At 45.1% G+C, this 21,005-nt stretch carries 20 protein-coding genes; 7 read left to right on the forward strand and 13 right to left on the reverse strand.

What is annotated here, in order from left to right:
* Positions 1–21 precede the first annotated feature (21 nt).
* Positions 22–294, reverse strand: a complete 273-nt coding sequence (locus ACL934_RS05095; protein WP_374078401.1) for a hypothetical protein — start codon at positions 292–294, stop codon at positions 22–24.
* A 131-nt stretch (positions 295–425) separates the two neighbouring features.
* Here ACL934_RS05095 and rsmG point away from each other — a divergent pair, with 131 nt between their 5' ends.
* Positions 426–1,007 carry a 16S rRNA (guanine(527)-N(7))-methyltransferase RsmG gene (gene rsmG / locus ACL934_RS05100; protein ID WP_374078403.1) on the forward strand — a complete coding sequence of 194 codons (582 nt, stop codon included), beginning with the start codon at positions 426–428 and terminating at the stop codon, positions 1,005–1,007.
* A gap of 105 nt (positions 1,008–1,112) precedes the next feature.
* Positions 1,113–2,042, forward strand: a complete 930-nt coding sequence (locus tag ACL934_RS05105; RefSeq protein WP_374078406.1) for a hypothetical protein — start codon at positions 1,113–1,115, stop codon at positions 2,040–2,042.
* Here the strand turns inward: ACL934_RS05105 and ACL934_RS05110 are convergent.
* The 4 genes from ACL934_RS05110 to ACL934_RS05125 form a co-directional block, all read right to left on the reverse strand.
* A complete protein-coding gene (locus ACL934_RS05110) occupies positions 2,039–2,887 on the reverse strand; it encodes a hypothetical protein (protein ID WP_374078409.1) in 849 nt (282 codons plus the stop codon). The genes ACL934_RS05105 and ACL934_RS05110 overlap by 4 nt on opposite strands.
* Positions 2,888–3,089: 202 nt before the next feature.
* Entirely contained in the window at positions 3,090–3,854 is a 765-nt protein-coding gene (locus tag ACL934_RS05115) for a phosphatase domain-containing protein (protein WP_374078411.1), read from the reverse strand.
* Positions 3,855–4,020: 166 nt separating this feature from the next.
* Positions 4,021–4,644: a hypothetical protein gene (locus tag ACL934_RS05120; protein ID WP_374078413.1), complete on the reverse strand. Its 624-nt coding sequence runs from the start codon at positions 4,642–4,644 to the stop codon at positions 4,021–4,023.
* Positions 4,607–5,332 carry a DUF4423 domain-containing protein gene (locus tag ACL934_RS05125; protein ID WP_374078415.1) on the reverse strand — a complete coding sequence of 242 codons (726 nt, stop codon included), beginning with the start codon at positions 5,330–5,332 and terminating at the stop codon, positions 4,607–4,609. The genes ACL934_RS05120 and ACL934_RS05125 overlap by 38 nt, the downstream gene beginning before the upstream one ends.
* Before the next feature lie 143 nt (positions 5,333–5,475).
* Between ACL934_RS05125 and ACL934_RS05130 the strand changes: the two genes are divergently transcribed.
* Complete coding sequence (locus ACL934_RS05130) at positions 5,476–5,946, forward strand: hypothetical protein (RefSeq protein ID WP_374078418.1); 471 nt, start codon at positions 5,476–5,478, stop codon at positions 5,944–5,946.
* Between the two features lie 14 nt (positions 5,947–5,960).
* Here ACL934_RS05130 and ygiD read toward each other — a convergent pair whose 3' ends face one another.
* Both ygiD and ACL934_RS05140 read right to left on the reverse strand, forming a co-directional pair.
* A complete protein-coding gene (ygiD, locus tag ACL934_RS05135; protein ID WP_374078419.1) occupies positions 5,961–6,734 on the reverse strand; it encodes a 4,5-DOPA dioxygenase extradiol in 774 nt (257 codons plus the stop codon).
* A 4-nt stretch (positions 6,735–6,738) separates the two neighbouring features.
* Positions 6,739–7,341: a YceI family protein gene (locus ACL934_RS05140; RefSeq protein ID WP_374078420.1), complete on the reverse strand. Its 603-nt coding sequence runs from the start codon at positions 7,339–7,341 to the stop codon at positions 6,739–6,741.
* 77 nt (positions 7,342–7,418) lie between these two features.
* On the opposite strand from ACL934_RS05140, the gene ACL934_RS05145 reads away from it, so the two are divergent.
* On the forward strand, positions 7,419–8,342 hold the full coding sequence (locus ACL934_RS05145; protein WP_374078422.1) for a LysR family transcriptional regulator: 924 nt from the start codon (positions 7,419–7,421) through the stop codon (positions 8,340–8,342).
* Positions 8,343–8,372: 30 nt separating this feature from the next.
* On the opposite strand, the gene ACL934_RS05150 is transcribed toward ACL934_RS05145, so the two are convergent.
* From ACL934_RS05150 to thiL, 3 genes are all read right to left on the reverse strand, one after another.
* Positions 8,373–9,596 carry a hypothetical protein gene (locus ACL934_RS05150; RefSeq protein ID WP_374078424.1) on the reverse strand — a complete coding sequence of 408 codons (1,224 nt, stop codon included), beginning with the start codon at positions 9,594–9,596 and terminating at the stop codon, positions 8,373–8,375.
* A gap of 117 nt (positions 9,597–9,713) precedes the next feature.
* The gene (locus tag ACL934_RS05155) at positions 9,714–10,253 is read right to left on the reverse strand and encodes a PilZ domain-containing protein (protein WP_374078426.1); all 540 of its coding nucleotides are present in this window, start codon (positions 10,251–10,253) and stop codon (positions 9,714–9,716) included.
* A gap of 141 nt (positions 10,254–10,394) precedes the next feature.
* The gene (thiL, locus tag ACL934_RS05160; protein WP_374078429.1) at positions 10,395–11,345 is read right to left on the reverse strand and encodes a thiamine-phosphate kinase; all 951 of its coding nucleotides are present in this window, start codon (positions 11,343–11,345) and stop codon (positions 10,395–10,397) included.
* An 89-nt stretch (positions 11,346–11,434) separates the two neighbouring features.
* On the opposite strand from thiL, the gene ppk1 reads away from it, so the two are divergent.
* Both ppk1 and sixA read left to right on the forward strand, forming a co-directional pair.
* The gene (ppk1, locus tag ACL934_RS05165) at positions 11,435–13,600 is read left to right on the forward strand and encodes a polyphosphate kinase 1 (protein ID WP_374078431.1); all 2,166 of its coding nucleotides are present in this window, start codon (positions 11,435–11,437) and stop codon (positions 13,598–13,600) included.
* Between the two features lie 10 nt (positions 13,601–13,610).
* Positions 13,611–14,117, forward strand: coding sequence for a phosphohistidine phosphatase SixA (sixA, locus tag ACL934_RS05170; RefSeq protein ID WP_374078433.1), 507 nt, complete (start codon positions 13,611–13,613; stop codon positions 14,115–14,117).
* On the opposite strand, the gene ACL934_RS05175 is transcribed toward sixA, so the two are convergent.
* The 3 genes from ACL934_RS05175 to ACL934_RS05185 form a co-directional block, all read right to left on the reverse strand.
* Complete coding sequence (locus ACL934_RS05175; RefSeq protein WP_374078435.1) at positions 14,114–18,130, reverse strand: hypothetical protein; 4,017 nt, start codon at positions 18,128–18,130, stop codon at positions 14,114–14,116. The two genes, sixA and ACL934_RS05175, sit on opposite strands and share 4 nt — an antisense overlap.
* A 172-nt stretch (positions 18,131–18,302) precedes the next feature.
* The gene (locus ACL934_RS05180) at positions 18,303–18,863 is read right to left on the reverse strand and encodes a hypothetical protein (protein WP_374078437.1); all 561 of its coding nucleotides are present in this window, start codon (positions 18,861–18,863) and stop codon (positions 18,303–18,305) included.
* Positions 18,864–18,972: 109 nt separating this feature from the next.
* Positions 18,973–19,884 (reverse strand): hypothetical protein, encoded by a 912-nt coding sequence (locus tag ACL934_RS05185; protein ID WP_374078439.1) that lies wholly within the window; start codon positions 19,882–19,884, stop codon positions 18,973–18,975.
* A 53-nt stretch (positions 19,885–19,937) separates the two neighbouring features.
* Here ACL934_RS05185 and ACL934_RS05190 point away from each other — a divergent pair, with 53 nt between their 5' ends.
* Positions 19,938–20,993: a hypothetical protein gene (locus tag ACL934_RS05190; RefSeq protein WP_374078442.1), complete on the forward strand. Its 1,056-nt coding sequence runs from the start codon at positions 19,938–19,940 to the stop codon at positions 20,991–20,993.
* Positions 20,994–21,005 lie beyond the last annotated feature (12 nt).

The raw sequence follows: 21,005 nt of genomic DNA on the forward strand, positions 1-21,005 counted from the left end.
CGGGGAGCTTTACTCACGCCTCTAATCTAAAAACTGGATGCCGGCTTTGACAACGCCGTCATCGACGCCTTTGACCCAGATGACTTTCGCCCGCATCGGAGAGAGTCGACCGACTTTTACTTTAATAATCTGGTCCTTGTTTAAAGGTTCCAGGGTCTTAATAAGAAGGGCACAGCCCGTATAAGATTCATTGAGAATCAAAGCGACGGCCGTTGCCGCAAAGCCTGTTTCGTCATGAAAATCTATGAGGGCATGATCCAGGGGATCTGGTTGAAATCGTATAGATCTCGTCATAGATGGCTCCTTAGGGTTCATTTTACCCCAAAATCCTTAAGGAGGCTTAACTTTTTCATGAATTGTTGGCCTGGGCCTAAAATTTCGATTATCTTCATTGTATGTATTTTGAACAGAGAACCCCCTTATTTTTGCAACTGGGCTTTCGCGAGGCCGCTCTTCCTCAACTTAAAGCCTACGTGGATCTTCTTTGGACCGCCAACGAGGAACTCAACCTCGTCAGCCGCAAAATGACTTTTGAAGAGCTTATCGACAATCATGTGATTGATTGTCTTTTGCCGTTAAAAAAGTTCCCGACAAATATCAAAGCGGCGGCAGATTTTGGTGCTGGCGGTGGATTGCCTGGGGTTATTTACGCCATTCAATTTCCGGAAGTGAAGTATCACCTCTATGAAAAGAGTCCGAAGAAGCAGGAGTTTTTAACTCGCTGTAAAAAGATCGCTCCAAATTTAGAAATTCATGGAGAGATTCCCAAAGAATTGAAGGGCATTGATCTTGTCACCGCTCGTGGGTTTAAACCTGTGGATGTGATTTTGGAAGTCAGCCGTGACTACTGCAAAAAAAATGGAAAGTATTTTCTGCTGAAAGCCCGTCGCGAAAAGATTGACGAAGAAATTGCCTTAGCTCTTAAGAAGTTCAAAGATCTCAAAGTCACGGTTGAACCTTTAAGTTCCCCGGTTTTAGAAGTGGAACGCCATCTCGTTTTGATATAGCTACAGTGAGCGCGTGATTTGCGCGCTCACAATCGCAGAGCCGTCTATCTCTGAATATGAAAGCCTTTCCGATATAAAAGGAGAGAGTTCATAAGGGGGGAAACTATGTGCGATTGGAAGACAAAGCCGTTTGTGATTTATGCGGTTTCCTTCTGCATTTTTTTATCGCCGACGCAGAGTTTCGCTGGGCCGTCCATGGGTGTAGAGACAAGTGGAAGTTCGTCAAACGGCGTCTCTGTCAAAAGCGGAGCAGATCAAACTAGTAAAGAAAATAAGAAAGCGGAAAACAAGCAGAACATGATGGGAGCGTTGATGATGGCAATGGCCGCGGCGAAATTTGCCGAGTGTCCTCCTATCAACTACGCCGCGTGTGTGATGGGTGCGATCTTCGCGGGTCTTGGAGCTCAGTCGCTAAAGCAAGCAAAGGAACATGGACGAACGGCGCAAGCCGCAGGACAGACGAGTGCTCTCTCGGATGGATATGGAGCTGTACCCAATTCCGGTGGTGGAACCGGAGATCTTGCGGACCCTCGTAATCCCTTGAACCGCGATCCCCATGTCGCAGGTTTGGGACGGAACATTCAAGCAATCACGAACGGCGGTTACTACAACCCTGCGACCGGGAAAATCACGCTTCCTAATGGACAGACTTTTAAGGCCTCCGACTTTTCGTCGGTAGACTCGATGATCGCAGCGGGAATTCCAAAGGGCGCAGCCCTCGGAGCGGTGGAGGCGTACAACCAAGCTCTCAAAAAGGTCGATGCAAAATATGAAAAATTAAAACTGGGAAGTGCAACAGATTCAGAGGGATTTTCTGGAGGAGGAAGTTCTTCAGCAGTCTTAAGCTCTTCGGAAGAAGAAAGTGCGGCGGTTTCAGGAAACGTAACAAAGGTTTCTATCGAACGTGAACCTGCCAATTTGGCGGGTCTTCAAAAAAACTTTAACGGGGAACCCATCGGTGTTGCCGAGGACAGCATTTTCTTAATGATGTCTCGGCGCTATAAGGTCAAAGAAAGCCAAGATTCGTTTTTCTAGGGACGAGCCACAGGCTTTTCGTATTCGATGAAGTAACGGTTGAAATTGCGAACAGCGGAATTTTCTTTCACGCGGATTTGAATTTCGCTGACTTCATTTTCAAACATTTTAACAAGAACATACAGACCTACAGGCTTGTAATCGCCAAGATTCAAGAAACTGGAAGAGATCACAAAGTCATAAGCCAGTGTCGGAGACATTTCCGGAGTAATATAAAGAGCGTTGGCCGCCAAAGAATATCCGGCAAACTCGCCGTTCACGTCGCGAGTGGCAATAGCAAGATCTTTCATTAAAAGCGCCTGTCTGACTTTTTTGACTACGGCCAAAGTTTCTTCCTGTGAAATATCTTTGCTGATCAATTCGGCATATTCGTTTTCGCCGGAAGCTCGGCTTGTTAAAAACTCTGCATCTTGAGAAATTTCCGCCAAAGTTTTCGCAACTTTTCGAGAGAGTTCCAAGATCATATCTGGAGAAAAGGGCTTGGCTTTATTTGTAAGAAACATCTTTTCTAGCTCGACGTCTCCATAGCGTCCCATGCCTTTTTGTTCATAGCGTGACCCGCCATAACTCATTTTAATTTGCTTACCAGTATTCCAAAGGATGGCATTGCAGTTAGAAAAACAACCCCACATGATGGAGTGCTGAAAGGGAGCTCTTTTTCCATCCAAGACAGGAAAGTCAAAAGACTTGTCTGTATACTCTGTCACGGGAAGTTTTACAGGTGATCCGCCAACCTTTGTGGTCAAAGATGCCGGGTCCACTCCTTTAGGGGTTCCGTAGTTTGGGTTCAGCCAGTCAAAAACTCCAGCAAAACCTGGAGAGGCTGATAGAAGGATTACTGCCATGAAACTGTTCCGAAACGCTCTTTTCATAAGATCTCCGAAAATGTAAGTTTTGTCGGAATACTTTTATTTCAAGGGATATGCCATTTTATAGATAATAAGACGCATTTTGAGAGGTAAAATGTGTCGAAAAAATCTGCACAGAGGACGTAAAAAGGAGTCCTCTGTGAGCGCAAAAAAATGCGCTCACAGAGGGTATTGTTGTTTAGTGGGATTTGCAGTTTCTATTCAGAATGACTTCAATCTGCTTTGTGAAGTCCACGTCCCCCGGAAGACTTTGTAGAGGGGAAATCGCAGGGCACTTGCTCCAGCGCGGAACAAGCGTCTCAGAAACTCTTTGAGTGACCAGTGTATCTTGCGGAGCCAGGTTCAGGCGGCCCTCGATGAACGACCTTACATTTTCGACGTTGTTATTGGAAAGTCGGCCTGCTTGCGCTTCATAAACGGCGACTTCATAGGCCGTGATAAATCCGATTTGTCCGGGGAGCACGGGACGATTGTTAACTTGGTGAATGTAGATGGCCTTCACTTTGTCTGGAAACTTTGCTTTTACTTCTTGATAGAAACTGGGGTCGAACTCTTGATCGTCGCCAATAAGTACAAGATCGTCATTGATTTCTTCAGCCAAACTTAAAAGTCTTTCCATTTTCTTTTCAGGCTTACCCGCAAGATAAATGGCATCAGCCGGAATATTATTCTTCGTCATTAAACGATTGACGGCGCCGCGAAGAACCTCAGGACTGCCGCTGAGAACAATGACTTTGTTCTGGCTGTTTTGATCTTTATAATCACGTACCAGTTGATCCATGCCCAAAAAGACGCGTGTGCCAACAATACTATTATAGTAATTCCAAACCGTCTTAACTTGTGTGATCTTAATCGTGTCATCGAGATCCGAAATGACAGTGACTGCAGGACTGCTTAATGAAAAGCTCAAGATTAAAAGGCTGATAAGGGTCTTTAAAGCCATGTTACTTCTCCTAAGTAAAAACATGTCATGAGTTTTACTTGAAGCGGATTTTTTTCTCTATACAAAAAAGTTTAGTGCAGTTTGCGGCGAGCGCTTTTTTTTGCGTTCGCTTATAGAGAATTCGACTGTGAACCCTCGTGTAAAAGATACTTTCATGTGTGGCGGACTAAGGCATCTGCTTTAGAGTCTTTACAACCACCTCTCGGACTTGGTCGGCAGTAGGAGGAGCGGAAGAATTTTTTTCTAAGTAAATGTAGACAACCTCATGAAAAAGCAGGATGGCTTTCTGGTCGTTGTCCAGACGGGAAAAAAAAGGTGTTTTGCAGACACGATAGGAATGGGTTTCTGGATTATAAAAGTTGATGGCCGCCAAGGCATAGGAGGCCTGGGGATTTTTCTTTGTGAGACTCTCTTCCAGCTTCGTCATTGTATTTAAGAATGTATAGTCCGTGTCCTTCAATCTGTAGTCGTCAGTTGAGCAATCTTCAATGACCAAAGAATTGAAAATATCATAAGCATGCAGGAGCTTCAGAGGACTTGGTAAATTGAAAATATAGTCAGTCACTTTGCCACGAGGAAAAGCTTCTTTTGAGTAGCGGGGAAGAAAGTAAATATCCAGAGAGTGCCACTCGTAAGTGTCGTGAGCATACCACACGCCATTTTCCATAACTGCAAAGCCGCCATTGCCACGAATAAAGATCGCATGTCCGCCAGAAGATACGAACGTCGTCAGAAAAAAAGTTGCGGCCAGTCTACGTAGACCAGGGGAAGATCTGAACATTGATTTCATAAACATCCTTTTTATTTCCACTTTCAAGAAAACGCGCCGTTTTTTCGATAAATCTAAGAGCTCTCTTTTTTACGATGGGCAATTTTTTTGGATCGATGCAAACACTTACAGAGCACACCTCGCGTCTTTCCAAAGGGACATCATCCATGGTGTCAATAATGCGTTTTAATGACATCTTATGGGAATTGCGAAGGGCCTCTGAGGGAGTATCCAAGGCCGTGATGATGTGTTCGTGATTGATAACGACTTTTTCATTAACAATAGTAACCAGGCCCACGGCCTTCAGATTGTTAATAATTTTATGTGTTTTCGTCACGTCAATACGAAGTTTTTCAGAGATCCAATCAAAATCTAAAACAAAGTTTGTCGCCGTCGTTAAGGCCAAGAAAGCGAAATGGGCGGGATCAGATACAATGGCGAATTTTTCGTCGGAAAGGGAGTGAAGGCCTGGTGTGGACTTTTCAAGAATTTTTTCGAATGTTGTTATTTGCTCGGGCGGAAGATTGAGGTTTGCCACAATTTTCTGGGCTGTTTTCGGGGAGCAAAATCTGCGTCCTGAAAGATAGTCATTCAATTGTCCGATAGAAATTCCACAGTGCTTTGCAAAAGCGCGTTTTGAATAACGGGCATTGCGGCGCTGTCTTTCTTCTAAAAGATCCTTTAGAAATTGAGGAAATTTCGTTCGCATGGCTTCTCCTGCGCGGCGGAGACTATTACTGCCTGGCAACCGGAAGCAAGAAACTTTATGAGGGGATCTTTATACTAATGAGCGCACTTGGAAGGCGCTCACTGTTTTTGCTTTTCAGACGAAAATGAGCTAACTTGCACTGTATGATTACTTTTTTCTTTTCAATAATTCTTGCCATCAGTGCTTATGCCGACGATTCCGTTCCCACGGGGTGTACGACCTCTCGAAACTTTTCTGCTGAGGCTTATAGAACGTGGATTTCTAAGGGCGTTAAGCACGAAGTCAGCGCGAAAGGTCCGCAAAGCAAAGTCATTCCTTTAGGGCAAAGAGTCGAGTTGCAGCTGATTCCGAAAGGAAGTGAGTTCCGCGGCTTCGTGAGTTTTGAAATTTCTCAGCCTGGGACCTACGTGATTGTCAGTGATGCCTATCCTCGTATGAATCTTAGAAATCTGGAGACGGGCGAGAATTTAAATCCTACGGACTTTGGAAAAATCCGTGATTGCGGAACTGTCAGCAAAGCCTTGCGTTTTCAATTCACAAAAACGAGGAAAATCCTCTTGGAATTTGTGAGCAACCAAGGCTCTGCCTTAAGTACCTTAATTTGGAAGCTATGATTCTCGGCGGCCGGTTACGGGGAAAACAAAACAGAGCGCATCGAAAGACTTCCCATCTCATAACCTTCGTAAGGGTAAGAGATTTTATCAGAGTCTAAAGAGGCTCCATAACAGTAGAGGAGCGGTAGATAGTGTTCTGGCGTAGGCACGGAAAGCTCGGCTGCTTCTCCGAGTTTGTCCTCAAAGTCGGTGAGTGTGGCAGTATCTCGTTCTTCCAATGCTTTTTTTATCGCAAGATCAAACTCTTCATTCCAAGGGTAAGCCATTTTAGGTTCGCGCCAATTTAGAACACGCAAGTTGTGCACGATATTGCCGCTGCCTAAAATCAAAACGCCTTTTTCACGCAAAGAGCGCAGATGTTTTCCCATCTCCAAATGTTGTTCGGGCGTTTTAGTCACATCGAGACTCACTTGATAAACAGGAATATCGGCGTGAGGATACATGTGCACCAGGACCGACCAAGTGCCATGATCCAATCCCCACTTTTCGTTCAAAGTGGAATTGGGAAGAAGTTTTTGAGTTTCATGGGCAATGCTTAAGGGCCCTCTTGCGGGATATTGCACATCAAAGAGGGGTTTGGGAAAGCCATAGAAGTCATGAATGGTCGGAGGAGCGGAGTTGTAAAGAACTTGAGTTCCCTGTGTCTCCCAGTGAGCGGAGACACAGAGAATCGCCTGTGGCTTTGGAATTTTCTTTGCAAGTTCGTGCAGCCCCACCGTGAAGGGATTTGTGTCGAGAGCATTCATCGGTGAGCCATGGCCTACAAAGAGCACAGGCATGAGAGACATAAAATTAACCTTTCTTTTCGATAGGCTTGTTGGCTTCAATTTTAATAATCAAAGTCACTTCGTCACCTACCACGGGACCGGCTTCAACAGCTTTGCTCCAAGTCAGTCCGAAATCTTTGCGATTGATTTTGCCAGTCGCAGAGAAAGCCACTTTGTGATTTCCAAATGGGTCATTCACATCACCCAAGTACTTCACATCCAAAGTCACTTCTTTAGTTTTACCTTTTAAAGTCAAATCGCCAACGAGTTTCAATTTATCCGCAGTGCCAACGACTTTTTTTGTGACAAATGTCATTTTGGGGTTTTTTGCTACGTCAAAAAAGTCAGGGCTCTTTAAGTGATCGTCACGGTCTTTGTTGTCCGTGTTGATCGTTGCGACATCGACATTCAAATTGGCTTTCGATTTGTCCAATTTTGGATCAATCGTAATGCTACCGTCAAAAGTGCTAAAGCGACCTTCGACTGTCGCGATCACCAAGTGAGGGATCTCGAAGCCGATTTTTGAGTGGGCAGCGTCAATGGCATAAGTTCCCGCAGGAATTGTTTTACCAGCGAAAGCAGTAGCACTTGCAAGTGTTACGAGGGCTGTGAGGATTAAATTTTTCATAAGTAGTTCTCCTTGTTAGTTTAACTTTAAGCTGGTTCAGTATCGTCCTATTTGCATTATTGCGAAAGGTGACATATATGAGATACACTGTTGCATATATGGAACAATTCGATCTCAACCAAATTCGTATCTTTGTGAAACTGGTGCAGGCGGGAAGCTTTACGAAAGCCGCAGAGGTTTTGCGTCAACCTAAGTCCAGAGTCAGCCGTCGTCTGTCCGCGTTGGAAAAAGAGCTGGGCGTGCAATTGATTTATAGAACAACTCGTCAATTCCAACTCACGGAAATGGGACGGACCTATTACGAGCGTGCGCAGGGTCTCATTGAGGGACTTGAAAGTCTATCGACAGAAGTGAGTGACACGACGTCGGAAGTTTCAGGGCTTATCAAAGTCACGGCCTCCGATGACATGGGTGTGAAGCTTCTGCCGATGATGCTCGATGAATTTTCGAAGCAATATCCCCAGGTGCGCTTTGAAGTGTTTTTGGCTCAAGCCTATGTCGATCTTGTAAAGGAATCTATCGACGTCGCCATTCGTATTGGTATTTTGCGTGATTCTTCTTTGAGGGTACGCAAGGTGGGGATTGTGAAAAACATCCTGGTTGCGACGCCGGGATTTTTGGAGCGCTATCGCAATTGGGAAGACATCAATCAACTGAACTCGATTCCTTTTGTGGGATTTACAGCGACACAGAAACTAGAAATTCTGCGCGGGAATGAAGCGAAAAAATTGAACTTAAAACCTGCCTACTCTTTTACTTCGAACAATCCGGCGATGCTGGTGGAGTTGGCATTGTTGGGGAAAGGAATTGCTTTCGTGCCTGAGTTTTTGTGTACGGAGCATTTGCGCTCTGGAAAGCTTGTGCACATTCATAAAAGTCTGCGCAGTCATGAAATTCCAGTAAGTATCGTGACTCCAGAACAAAAAGAGATTCCGCTGAAGGTGAAAAAGTTCACCGAGTTTGCGGCGAAAAGAATGAAGGAATTTTTAGGTTCTGCATAAATAAAAAGGCTCCTTCACGGAGCCTTTTTGTTATTGCAATGAACCCGCCAGAAGCTGAAAGCCTTTAAAGGCATTGTCTATATATTCCAGAACCGTGGACTGAGTACCATTTTTATTCTTGCGAAGATCAATGGAGTCTTGCGTGAAGCTGCAAGCGCGAAGCCCCGGGCACTTTAGCATTTCGCCCAGTTTGTAGGGGAAATATGCTGTGCGGTTGTTGTAAGAGTATTCAAGGTTGGCGCGACAAGTTTTCTGAGACGTCGCCGAACTATAAGAACCACAAACCGACTGAAACACCAACGTTTTATAAGTTTCAAACTGTGTCAAAGCGTCGTTACGAGGTGTCGAACCAATGGCAGAGATGATGGATTCTGCCTGAGCTTTTTGACAGCGGTCATCAGAAATTATTTTTGAACAGACAGGTTTGCTCATCGGAAGCCATGCTGCTTTTGGCGATTTATGAACGTGATAGTGATAGGGAGCCGCTTCCGGAATAAGGGTAAAGCAAGTGCCATCCGCACAAGGTGTTGGAATTTTGGCACCTTGAGATGTCACAAAAGACCACGAATCTGTTTTTGCGGGAATCAAATTTTTAGAAGGTTCTCCGCCCTCAACGGATTGAAAGAGTTCGTAGTCGCCGTTCGTTGTTAAATAGTAAAAGGACGTTGAAGTGAAACTTCCCATAACGGGAACGCCCCAATACTGACTTAAATAAGGCGCTACATTCCAACCCGAGTTACAACCTTGAATGCGCACCCAAGAGTTGGCAGAAAAAGCCGGTTTAAGTTTGCTGATCAGAGCCTCGTTTTTATAATCCAAACGATTGTCGCCATCTTCCAACCAAGGTCCTTTATCGACGCCGTTGTGACTGATGATATCCAATGTGCGAATGTTCTTCGTGTACGCCAAGATAGTTGCAATCGTCGAACTTGAGGTAAGAATTTTGGAATCTTCAGTGACGATTGAGAAACCTTGTTTTTTGAGCTGAATTTGTTTGGTGTATTTGTAAGTCGCCGTTGTCGGCAAATTTGTGATGAAAAGAATTTGGTTTCCAGGAAATAAATTTTCATAGACGCGGGCTTGTTGATATCCAACAGCGGCGAAAGTCAGTCCCTTGCTGGCGATAATCACATGTGTGGGTTTAGCAGGATTCCAACTCGTTGGGGTTTTTTGTGCGACGATGGCTGCCGAGGCTGCATAGCCGGTCAGAGTAAGAGCCGCGAAAACAGTGGCCATGAGTTTTGGGATCAACATGGTAACTCTCCAGGGATAAAGTTTTAAAGTCGGGAGAGTTTAATATGGAATGTGAGGAGTCCCTAGTCATTGGGATTTGGTTTGTATTTATTTCTGGAAGGTCTATGGATTTGTCGTTTAAAAAAGGCTTAAAAGGAACTTATAGATTCCCACGTATTCAAAGCGCAGCAGGCTCCAAATAACGGCGCACCACATAGTGCCAAGAAGGCCCATCATAACGAGTTGGGGCAGGTTCGCTAAGCTGAATTTGCTGGGTTGACGGTTGAGAAGATCGTCAATCTGACCACGTTCTTGGTTTTCTTTAAATTTGCGCGCAAGCCCTTGAGCAAGCACGATTCTTTGCGACATTTCGAGTTTGTAAAAGTGCACGCCAACCAGGGTGCGGGACTCCGAAATGTTTTCCAGACGCGTGACGATTCCATAGCACGCCATCTGTTTTGATCCGGGAGGAGTGAACTGAATTTTCACGACTTCACCCAGAAGTGGGCAAAGATCATCAGGAGCGGTGAAGGCCAAACCAGTCAAAGAGACGTTTTTAATTTCGGTCCCTTCTTCCCATGGAATTTGTTTGGGGCCGGCAACACGCACCAAACTATCATCCTCAGTATTGAGAATGTAGCGAGGGGATCGGCCATGATAGCGAGCAAGACTGGTCATATCTTTCTTGTCGGCGGGATCGCTGTCTCTCTGAAGGTACGCCGTACCTTTTTGCATTGCTTTGCGACGAAGTCTCAGTTGATCTCAGTTTGAGATAATCCGACTTTGGGGTGCTGCGTTTCAAAAAGGTACGGCGTACCCTTAGAAATGCCGCCATCCTTTGAATTCTTTAATTTCTTCTTTGCCATCAGCATGAGTTAAGAACACGCCAGGAGTTTCTGTGAACTGACCGACCAATTTCCATCCGCCAAAAAGATCATAGTCATCAGGAGAAATAGCTAACAAAAGTTCGTAGTCTTCTCCACCCCAAAGAGGAAATTCATGTTGGGGAATTCCCATTTCAATGGACATTTTCGCGGTGTCTTCATGGATCGGAAGATTTTCGGCAAAAATATGAAAGCCAGCACCCTCAGGGCATAATTGAAGGGCGTCATTGATAAGTCCGTCACTGCAATCCATCAAGGCATGAACCTTGTCTTTCTTCTTTTGAAGGTCAGCAACAAGATCCAAACGTGGACGAGGACGAAGATGTTTTTTCTTAGCTTCTTCATAGCCGGTTTTATTTTTCATCAAAGCTAAGAGGCCCGTGTGTGAAAAACCCAAAGGTCCGCTGGATAAAAGAAGATCGCCTTTAGCAACGCCTTTGCGTGTGAAAGGATGTTCGCAAGAGCCGTGAACGCTGACATCCACGACAAGTTTGTCGGGACTTGCAGAAAGGTCGCCACCTGCAATTTCGCAAGAGTATTCGTCAGCAAGTTGACTCATGCCCATGTAGAATTCGTCAAGCCAAGATTCGTTTATTTTTTCGGGGAAGGCGATGGAAACTTGTGCAAAGTGGGGACGTGCACCCATCGCAGCAATGTCGCTTAAATTCACAGCAAGAGCTTTTGCACCAAGATTGAAAGCGCTGAAGTAGTCCAGTTTGAAATGAATGTCTTCGACCATCATGTCTTGGCAAATAACGGAATATCCTGGGTAGTTTTTAAAAACAAACGCGTCGTCTCCGAGCGGTACGATGGTATGATCGTTTTGACGCTGGACCCGATAACGAATTTTTTGAATGAGCGTCCACTCTTTCGGGGTGTTCTGCATGTGGTTGCCCCCTGGGATTTCCTGGGATTTTATTGCTAAATAAGTGGCTTTATTGTGAAATATCCCAAGGGAGAGTCAAGGAGGATTCTTTGAATACGCCAAAAGTGGCTTCGCCGAAAAGAACATCAAAAAAACAATCGACGCGCAAACCGAAAGTCGTCGAGCATCCTCTGTCATCTGAAAGTCTTTTCAGCAGTCGCGAGATTGGATGGCTGAATTTTAATCGTCGTGTTTTGACGGAAGCTGAAGATCCGCGCAATCCGCTCTTAGAGCGTGTGAAATTTCTAAGTATTTCAAACTCAAACCTTGATGAATTTTTCATGAAGCGTGTGGGTGGTTTGAAACGTCATATGGCGTATGGCATTTCACCAAAGTCCGCAGACGGAAAAACACCGATGCATCAATTGCAGGAGATTCGCCAAACAGTGAATCCGATGCTGCAAGATCAAGCCAACTGCTATCATAAAGTTCTTAAACCCGCTTTGGAAAAAGAAGGCGTGTTTCTTCTTTCTTGGAAGGAACTGACCGAGAAAGAAAAAGAACTCGTAAAAAAGTATTATATCAAAAACGTATTCCCTGTTTTGACTCCGCTCTCTGTAGATCCGGGTCATCCATTCCCTTTTATTTCTAACTTGTCGATTTCTTTGGGTGTGACTTTGAAGCATCCGAACAACGAAGACAAACTTTTTGCCCGTGTGAAAATTCCCAAAGTTTTGCCACAGTGGATTCGCGTGGCCCCCGAGTCTTCGGTTTTGCGCTTTGTAAGTTTGCTGGAAGTCATCAAAGAAAATCTCGCGGACTTGTTTCCGTCGATGCAGGTTTTAGATGTCATGCCTTTCCGGCTGACCAGAAACGCGGACTCGGATCAGGATCAGGAAGATGCTGAAGATTTATTGGAAGCTATTGAAGAGGAATTGAGGCAGCGTCGTTTTGCCGAAGTCGTTCGTTTGGAGCATGGACCAAAACCAGATCCTTGGATGCTTAAATTCTTAATGGAAGAACTGGAAATCACGGAAGACGATATCTATGAATTGCCGGCGATGTTGGATTTCACGGATCTCGGGGTGATTTCTGACTTGAATCTGCCAAAGCTAAAGTTCGAACCTTACACGCCAGTTGTGACCCCGGCTTTTGCCGAAGAAGGTGTGGGGATTTTTAGCGCCATTAAAATGAGTGACCAATTGGTGCACAATCCTTACGAGAGCTTTTCTGCTTCCGTTGAAAAATTCATTCATGTGGCCTGTGATGATCCCAAAGTTTTAGCGATCAAGATGACTTTGTATCGCACGGGAGACAACAGTCCGTTCATTCGGTCGCTGATTCGCGCTGCCGAGCAGGGGAAACAAGTGGTTTGCCTTGTTGAGTTGAAAGCCCGTTTTGATGAAGAAAGAAATATCTATTGGGCCACGGAACTTGAAAATGCCGGTGTTCATGTCGTGTATGGAGTTGTGGGACTGAAGACTCATGCCAAAACGGCTCTCGTGGTTCGTCAAGAGCAAGAGGGACTTAAGTGCTATTGTCATATCGGCACAGGAAACTACAACGTTGCGACATCCAGATTCTACACGGATTTGGGAGTTTTAACGGCCCGTGAAGAGATCACCAACGACGTGGTGGAATTTTTCCATTACCTTACGGGAAGATCTTTAAAAACCAATTATCAAAATCTGCTCATTGCTCCTGTAAATATGTTTTCGCGCTTTAAGGCGATGATTGAGCGTGAAGCCGATCATGCAAAAGCGGGAAGGCCTGCGCAGATTATCGCGAAATTTAATAACTTTGAAGAAAACGACATTGCGGTGGCCCTGTATGCAGCTTCGCAAAAAGGTGTTGATATCGACATGATTGTCAGAGGCTTCTGCTGCCTTCGTCCAGGGGTTCCTGGCATGAGTGATCGCATCCGTGTGATCTCAATCATTGGTCGATTTTTAGAACATTCTCGTTTGTTCTATTTCAGAAACGGTGCCAAAGATCCGGTTGATGGAGAGTTCTTCATTGGCTCGGCTGATTGGATGTATCGCAATCTCCATGCTCGTGTTGAAGCGATTGTGCCCATCTTAGATAGAAATCTGAAAGAAAAGTGCTGGGAGATTTTGCAGCTCTGTGTGAAGGAACAACGCCAAGCTTGGCAAATGAACGGAGATGGAACATACACGCGCCGCAACTCTACAGATATGGGAATTCATCAAACTTTGATGCAAATGGCGAAAGCTCGGGTTACATTGGTGGAAGAAAGTAATTCCGGAGCGGAGTAAAGGGCACAAAGTGGAGTTGATCATCATTCGTCACGCCGTCGCAGAAGAACGCGAGGACTTCAAAAAGAAAGGCCTTGAGGATCATTTGCGTCCTTTGACTTTAAAAGGGCGTAAAAGAATGCAGAAAGTCTGTGTTCAGCTCCGTGATGTCGTTAAAGAAATTGATTTGATCGTTTCAAGCCCCCTCACGCGGGCACGTCAGACCGCCGAAATTGTTTCGCAAATTTATTTTGAAACCAAAGTGGTGGAGGCTCCAGAGTTGGTGCCGCACAGTCCGCCCCAAGCTTTTGTGAAGTGGCTGCGCACGCAGGCAAAAACGCATCGTCGTATTGCGATTGTCGGCCATGAACCTCATTTAAGTTCATTTGCGAGTTACATGCTGTCAGGAAAGACCGAGAGTTTTATCGATCTTAAAAAGAGCGGGATCATCGGACTTGAAATGGAATCTTTCACGCACGCAGAAGCCGGGAGCGCCCAGCTTCTGTATGCGATTCCTCCGAAATTTTTAATCGACTAGTTAGGCAAGAAGTTCAAAGCTTTAAAGTAAGCTTCTGAAGAATCTTCCGCATCGTTGGAATCATGTTGAATCGTGATGCCGACGATTTCCATTTCATTGACGTCTCTACCTGGGAAGGCGCGCTTCAAATCTTCCGCCAAGTTTCTTTGGTAGTTTTGCGCTTTACCTAGCATATCTTGATTGTTCAAGAGCAACTGCTTGGCTTCAGGCAAAGTTACGACCACGACGTTTTTATTTGAGTACCAGTTTTCAAAGATGTCTCCCGCTTTGCGATTTTCACCTGGAGCTGCGTCACCCCAGTAGTAGCCGAACAAGAACACCTTGTCGTTTTTAGGATCGACTGTTGTTCTGTCGCCATTCGCTTTACCATCGCGCACTGTGAACCAAACTTGGAAAGCAGAGTCGTCTTTACCAGTCTTGCCTTTCACAGGGTCCGCACCTTGAACTCCTTTTGTTACCGCAAGTTTCAAGGACATTTTAGAGAACTCTACCGGAGAGAATCTGTAAGCCAGAGTCGTCATGCGGATCGAATTGTTTTTACTCTTCATCAAAGCCCATTTTTCGCCTTCGTAATCCGCAGTCACATAACCAAAGTCTTTATTGTCATCCAAACCACCTGGAGAGCGCGACTCGTAATTGAATTGGTGATCCATACGGAAGTGCACCATGTTCGTGTGGTTGTACTCGATACGGATACCTTCAGGCATATTGGCTTTTGTTGCTGGAGCTACTTTTACACCCGCCATGATGTCTGGAAGTTTTTGCACATCAAGACTTGCGTAAGGTTCAAAGCGAAGTTGCGACTGTGGCAATTTCACTTTCGGCTCATAGCTGTCAGCCGGATCATCGATCTTAGGAAGTAAGTGCATATTAAGTTCCCAAGTATTTCCATAAGGAAGGAATTCAACAAAGTGCTCACCTTTTAAAGAATACTGTTTCGCAAGACCGTCTTGGCTAAGGCGGTAGTAAGTTTGTGACTTGATCGGTGAAGCGTTAGCCGCACTTAGGATCACTTTTGAGTTCCACGCCAAGTTTTTCTTACTGTTATTGATATCAAGTTCTGCCAAAGAACTCACAAGACCTTTCATGAACGCTTTTTGGTTAAAGCGCGATGACAAGATACCTGCCAAGTGATCGGCTTTGATCGTTCCCATATCAACCGCTGCCAATTTCGCAGGGAATTTGGAAGAGGAAGCTGTGACAACACCGTCGTTTTCTTCGTCGAACTGACCGATGATTTTAGTCGCTTTCATGAAGATGTGAGAGTCTTCAGGATCACTTGTGAATGTCACAGAGAAGTAGCGAGTCAAACCAATAAGGCCGCGCTCATTTTTTCTCCAGAAAGCATCCATCGCTGTCGGTGTGATGGATTTCGCCGCTGTCTTTTCAGTTTGGCAAACTTTAGGGCCTTTATTTTCAGAAAGAGCCGACACCAGAGCAAACGGCACATCTGTCGTATTCAAGATACTTGAACCATGCAATGGAGCTGCGATCGACACGAAGCCTTTTACATAGTTCGAGATCAAGCTTGGATTTTTAGTGAAGGCCGTCAATGTATCCACGGCTCCTTTTGAGTAACCCAAGATCAAGTAACGAGGAGCAGAGTGACCACGCTCGCGACGAGTTTTGATGTCTTCGCGGAGGTAGTTCAAGATAATATCTGCATTCACGTCGCTCGCGCATGTGCTTTCAACTGGAGGTTGAATCACGCGAAGACCCATTTCATCCATCAAAGAGTTCAAACCAAGGCTGAAGATCTCTTTGTCAAAGATGCTATTGTAGATACCAGGGACGTAGACAATAGTGAGGTCGTCCAAAGACTGATTGTAGATTTTTGTAAGCGGCGTTGGATAGATACGGTCTTCCAAATCAGCTTCTTTGATCGCCTCTTTGAGAAGAGTTTGTACCGTCGTTACACTGCCGTGCTTCGCATCGCTATTCGGATTCGTGTACGATGCATTGAGAGCTTTGAAACTATCTACGGACTTTTCTTTAGAACCGATCCATTGTCTTGCGAAAAGCATGTCGCGTGTTTCAGGAAGGTAAGGTTTTTCCTGAACGACGATGGATTTTTCAAGAAGGTACGGCATTTGGTACATCTTCATAACCGCGCGTTTTGCCGGCAATACGAACTTTGCAATGTCACCGACAATGCCACCGCTTTGTGTGATGTCTTCTTTAAGATCAACGCTCGCAGTTTTAGTGTCTTTCAAAAGACCCATTTTTTCTTTTACTTTAGTTACGCGTGGGTCATTCATAAGGTTGTCAATGGAACCCGCGTTTTGAAGGACAGCGTCCGTCACCGCGCCGATATCTTCCGGGCTGATCATGCTGTTCACATCAAACTTTGCCATATCAAAGTTCATTGGCGAAAGTGTTTGTGCTCCTGGTTGTTTGAACGGGTCAAACTTGAAGGCTTCCATAAAACTCTTCATTTCAGAAACTAGGAAGTAAGGACGAGTGTCTGATACGAAGCGCGTGATATGTTGGAAGATGCGTTTTTGTGAAAGATCTTTAGCTTGAGTCTCAATTCCTTGTCTTGCAGAACCCAAAACTTCTGCCAAAGAATCTTTGCCCGTCAGTCCGTGCTTTTTCGCTGTCTTACCGAAAAGATCTTTAGGGTTGATGCCAAGGTAAGGAAGGATGTCTTTAGAGCGAATTTGTCCCGGAACTTTTCTTTTCGTGGAAGCTAAAAGCCCATAAGACGATGCCGCCGTCAAAGAACCGTGAGTGCGGTACATTTTTGTGAAAGCACCTAATGAAGAAGAGATATTGTATCCATCTTTCAAAGTCAGAATGAAATCTGGGAAGTCGAAGTTTCTTTCAGAAGCCGATTCAATCAAACGATACAATGAATCTGGATACTTTGTGTTTTCTGCGGCTTTGAATACATTTTCAGATGTGATAGGTTTCGGAGCGGCTTTAGTAGATTGGTAAGCTGTCCCAAGTTGCAGAACGTTGGCAGTTTCTGGGTAGTAGTAATAAAGATTGCTCTTCTTGTCGAATTGAACCTTGGCTTCACCCGCAGACGAAATAACTGTCATCAATGTTTCTGTAGATGTATTGCGATTCACGTAAACAGCCAGATCAAACCAAGTCTCCTTTTGGAATTCTTTGATAAGATCCCTCATCAATTTTCTGTCTTTAAGATAAACCGGACCCCAAGTGCCCAAAGCCATTAAAGGAACGGCTACGTCTTTTTGTTCTTTTAATTGTTGAACGTTATTGAAACCCGCGCGCTCAATCACTTTACCGATGTCAACGCCGATAAGTTCTTGCTCAGGTTGGCCTTCTTGGAAGCGACCGATGTTACCATGGTCTGACATCAAAACGATTTCTACGTCTTGGCCTTTTTCCTTATAAGATTTAATAAGGCGAGTGATTTCAGCATCCAAAGTTTTCATCACTGGGAAAAGGCGATTCAACTGAGTGTGTGCTGTAGAGTCCACGGCACCTACATAACCTGTGAGGATGGCTTTGGGTTTTGCTCCCAAAAGATCGTCGACCACAGTTTTCACTTCAAGTTTCGGAACTTCTTCTGTCGGGAAGTACATCAAGGCTTCAACATAAGGATTGAAGAAAGAATCAAAAGCACCCATGTAGTATTTTGGGAAAGCCAAACGACGGTAGTAATCGCGAGGATCGCCTTGAATAGATTGCGTGGATTCATCAAAGTAAGTGGCTTCCACTGATTTAATACGACCGGCAGCTCCGAAGACGTCAGAAGTATGAGTCACTGTCGCCCAAGACAAATCTGTCATCGAAGGGAATGGGGCGATGTGGGCTCCGACATTTGTAAATTGTTTGAAAAGACCTTGGCGTTGGGCTGCTTGGAAGGCGAAGTAGCTAAGGCCGTCAGCGCCGATAACGATTGTTTGCACCTTTTGCGCAGGAGTTGCTGCGGAAGCTTTTTTCCAAGGCATCTCAAATGCTTTAGCTGGTGTTCCCACAGTTAATGAACCGGCGATCACACCTGCAGCTAGGACATTTATGCACGTTTTTAGGCTTTTCATACTTACCCCTTCAAAGTTTTGTCTCAACTTGAATAGAGGCAAGAGCGATGCCAAGAAACGAGCGGCAACACCGGGTTTATTAGAGATAATAAGGGGGATTGAGGAAAAACTGTTTCAGACTGAGAACGGTGACGTTTTAGTTCACTTTATGTCAAGAAGATGTCAGGAGTTCTTACTTAACTAAACTGCCAAAAATAGCGGGCCAGTTTAGAGGCAAGGACTGATTGTGCAATAACTTAGTGCTCCCTTTTGAGTACTGGATTATTAATTTATTTTTATGGACTCGGGTTTTCGCATTGTAAGTGCGACGCAGACTTGTGACACCATACTGCTCCACCAAGAGCTTATCCCCCTTTTTGTAAAAGGCCGCCACATCAAGCGCATCATCAAGAATTCCATCTGTGGCGCTTTCGGAAAGTTTGCCGAAGGGTCCATAGGTGATGACAAGGTGGTCTCCGATAAATCGCACATAGGTTATGTTCTTAAGAGTTGTGGAGGGGGCTGAACTGCCAGCTTGAAATTTCGTCTGATCGCCAATCTTCAATTTTTGATTGGAAAACATAAAGCGGGTCGGAGCATTCTTGAATTCAGAGACGGTGTCTATGATTGTAATTGTTGAGCATTTATTTTGCTCAATCTTAAGGTCACCGTAATCACCGGATAAATTGGGGCAAGCGGCAAAAGCTAGATTAGAGAACAAACTGAAAGCAGTGATTAAAAATATCCTTTGCATAACAAACTCTCTTTGCAATGAGCTACACTAATCAGTTCATTGTTCATTTGAGTTTTTATGATTGCAATAGGGTGACTTACAAATACAGAGCGCTCGTGAAATGCGCTCGTCAAGTCATGGACCAAACGAGTCCATCGCGCAGGCCGACACTGGGGATTAGAATCTTGTGAGTCTCTGCTTGTCTCATAATGGTTTGCACAAGCATCGCAGCAGGCACAATGACATCGGCACGGTCTGTTCTGAGTCCCAGCTTTTCAATGCGATCTTTGATTTTAAGAGCCCGCAGTTTTTCGATAACCATGTCGAGTTCCGACAAAGTCAAAAACGTATGGGGAGTCCTGTTCAACAACTGAACTTTCAACTTTCCAAGGCATTCCAGATTCCCGCCAGTGCCAATCGCAAAATCCACGGGATCATGTTCGCAGTTTTTATAAAGATGCTCACCGAGTTCTCCAAGAAACTCTCCCATAATAATATTAAGATGGCTTTCAGTGAGGTTGCGTTTGCTCAAGTTTTCAAGAACACGAACGGTGCCCATCGGAAAAGACTTTGTTGAAACCATCTTAGGACCTTTAGAGAAAGTGACTTCGACACTGCCTCCGCCGATATCAATCAGCATGGTTTTTTTATTATCCAAATCCAGTTCCTTACGAACGGCGAGGTGGATTAAGCGTCCTTCTTCTGTGCCATCAATAACTTCGATTTTGATTCCAGAGCTTTTATAAATTTCGTCCACAAATTGTTGACGGTTCTTGGCCTCACGGCAAGCGCTTGTAGCCACCGCCCGGCAACCCGTGACTTGTAATTCTCTGTTAGTGATCGAGTAGTGATGAAAAGTGGCTTTGGCGATTTCAATAGAAGCGGGGGTGATCATTCCCTGGGTGAAAACGTCGTGGCCCAAACGGACGGCGGCTCTAAAACGTTTGATGACCTGAATGTTCGGGGAGTTGTCGGAAACGTCGGCGATCATCATGCGGATGGCGTTGGAACCGATATCGATGGCAGAAACACGACGTGACACAGTAAACTTCCTTTTCTTTGGCAATAGTATATAAAAATGAGAGCATCATAGGCATGAAAAAAATCGTTCTATGTGCTTTATTTTCACTTTTTGCCTCTTCGCAGTCATGGGCTTTGTCTGATCTCGAAATTTCAGGTGAATTGGATGTCACTGCTTCAGTATGGAACCTTCCCACAGGAGCCCGTGGTAATTCAGCATTTGGTGTTCCCTCACTCCTCTTAGATCTGAATGCTCCTCTCAAAGAAGACAATCTTTTGGTGCTGACCTTGGAAGGTTCGGAAACAAAAACCTCTTCGGGAGAGCGCTTTGATGTGAAAGTGCGTGAAGCGTATCTGGATCTTGTGAGTCTTTTTCAAGGCATGCACGCCCTGCGCTTTGGGTTGATTCCAGACCCGTGGCAGGAAGCTCAGTATGAAACATGGTCTTACCGTTTTCTGGGAAAAGACGCTTGGGCGATGACAGAAAAATGGAAGTATCAAAACTATTCGGATTTGGGCCTCTCCTTTATGTCAGAACTTCCACAAAATATGGGGGAGTGGGCTTTCACGTTTTCAAACGGCGAGGGCGCTGAAAAAGAAGAAGGCGGGCCTCACAAGGAAGCCGCATTTTTTGCGCGCTTAACGATGTGGGCCCCGTGGACTCTTTCTTTGAATTATGTGCGCGGAAATTATGATTTGTACGGTGAAGATGTGGGGTTGAAGGAACGCATTCAAGCCATGGTCACTTACGAAGTCGAAGATCAGTGGTTGGTTGGATTGGAATATTTGGCAACCAAGGACCCGGCGGATGCTTTGCGCGATCTTAAAATGGCTGAAGAGGTGGATGTCACCGCTCTTTCTGGGGATGCGGTCCGTGGTCAAGGGGCTAGTTTCTTTACTGTGATCAGTACAGGTCCGAAGGCGGAGGTGATGCTCCGTTATGATTACTTAAATGCGGCGACGGGGGAAGAGGGCAAGGACTTGCAAACGGTCGTGGCCGCTTTGGGGTATCAGGTGACCGACGATATTAAGGCGGCTTTGGCCGTGGATCACACCCGATATGGGAGTGATTTCGCATTAGGGGCGAGAGATCGCTCAAAAGTAGAGCTGGCTGCCCAAGTTCTCTTTTAAACTGTGTTAAGA

Source organism: Bdellovibrio sp. HCB-110 (genome assembly GCF_047323225.1).
GTDB lineage: Bacteria > Bdellovibrionota > Bdellovibrionia > Bdellovibrionales > Bdellovibrionaceae > Bdellovibrio.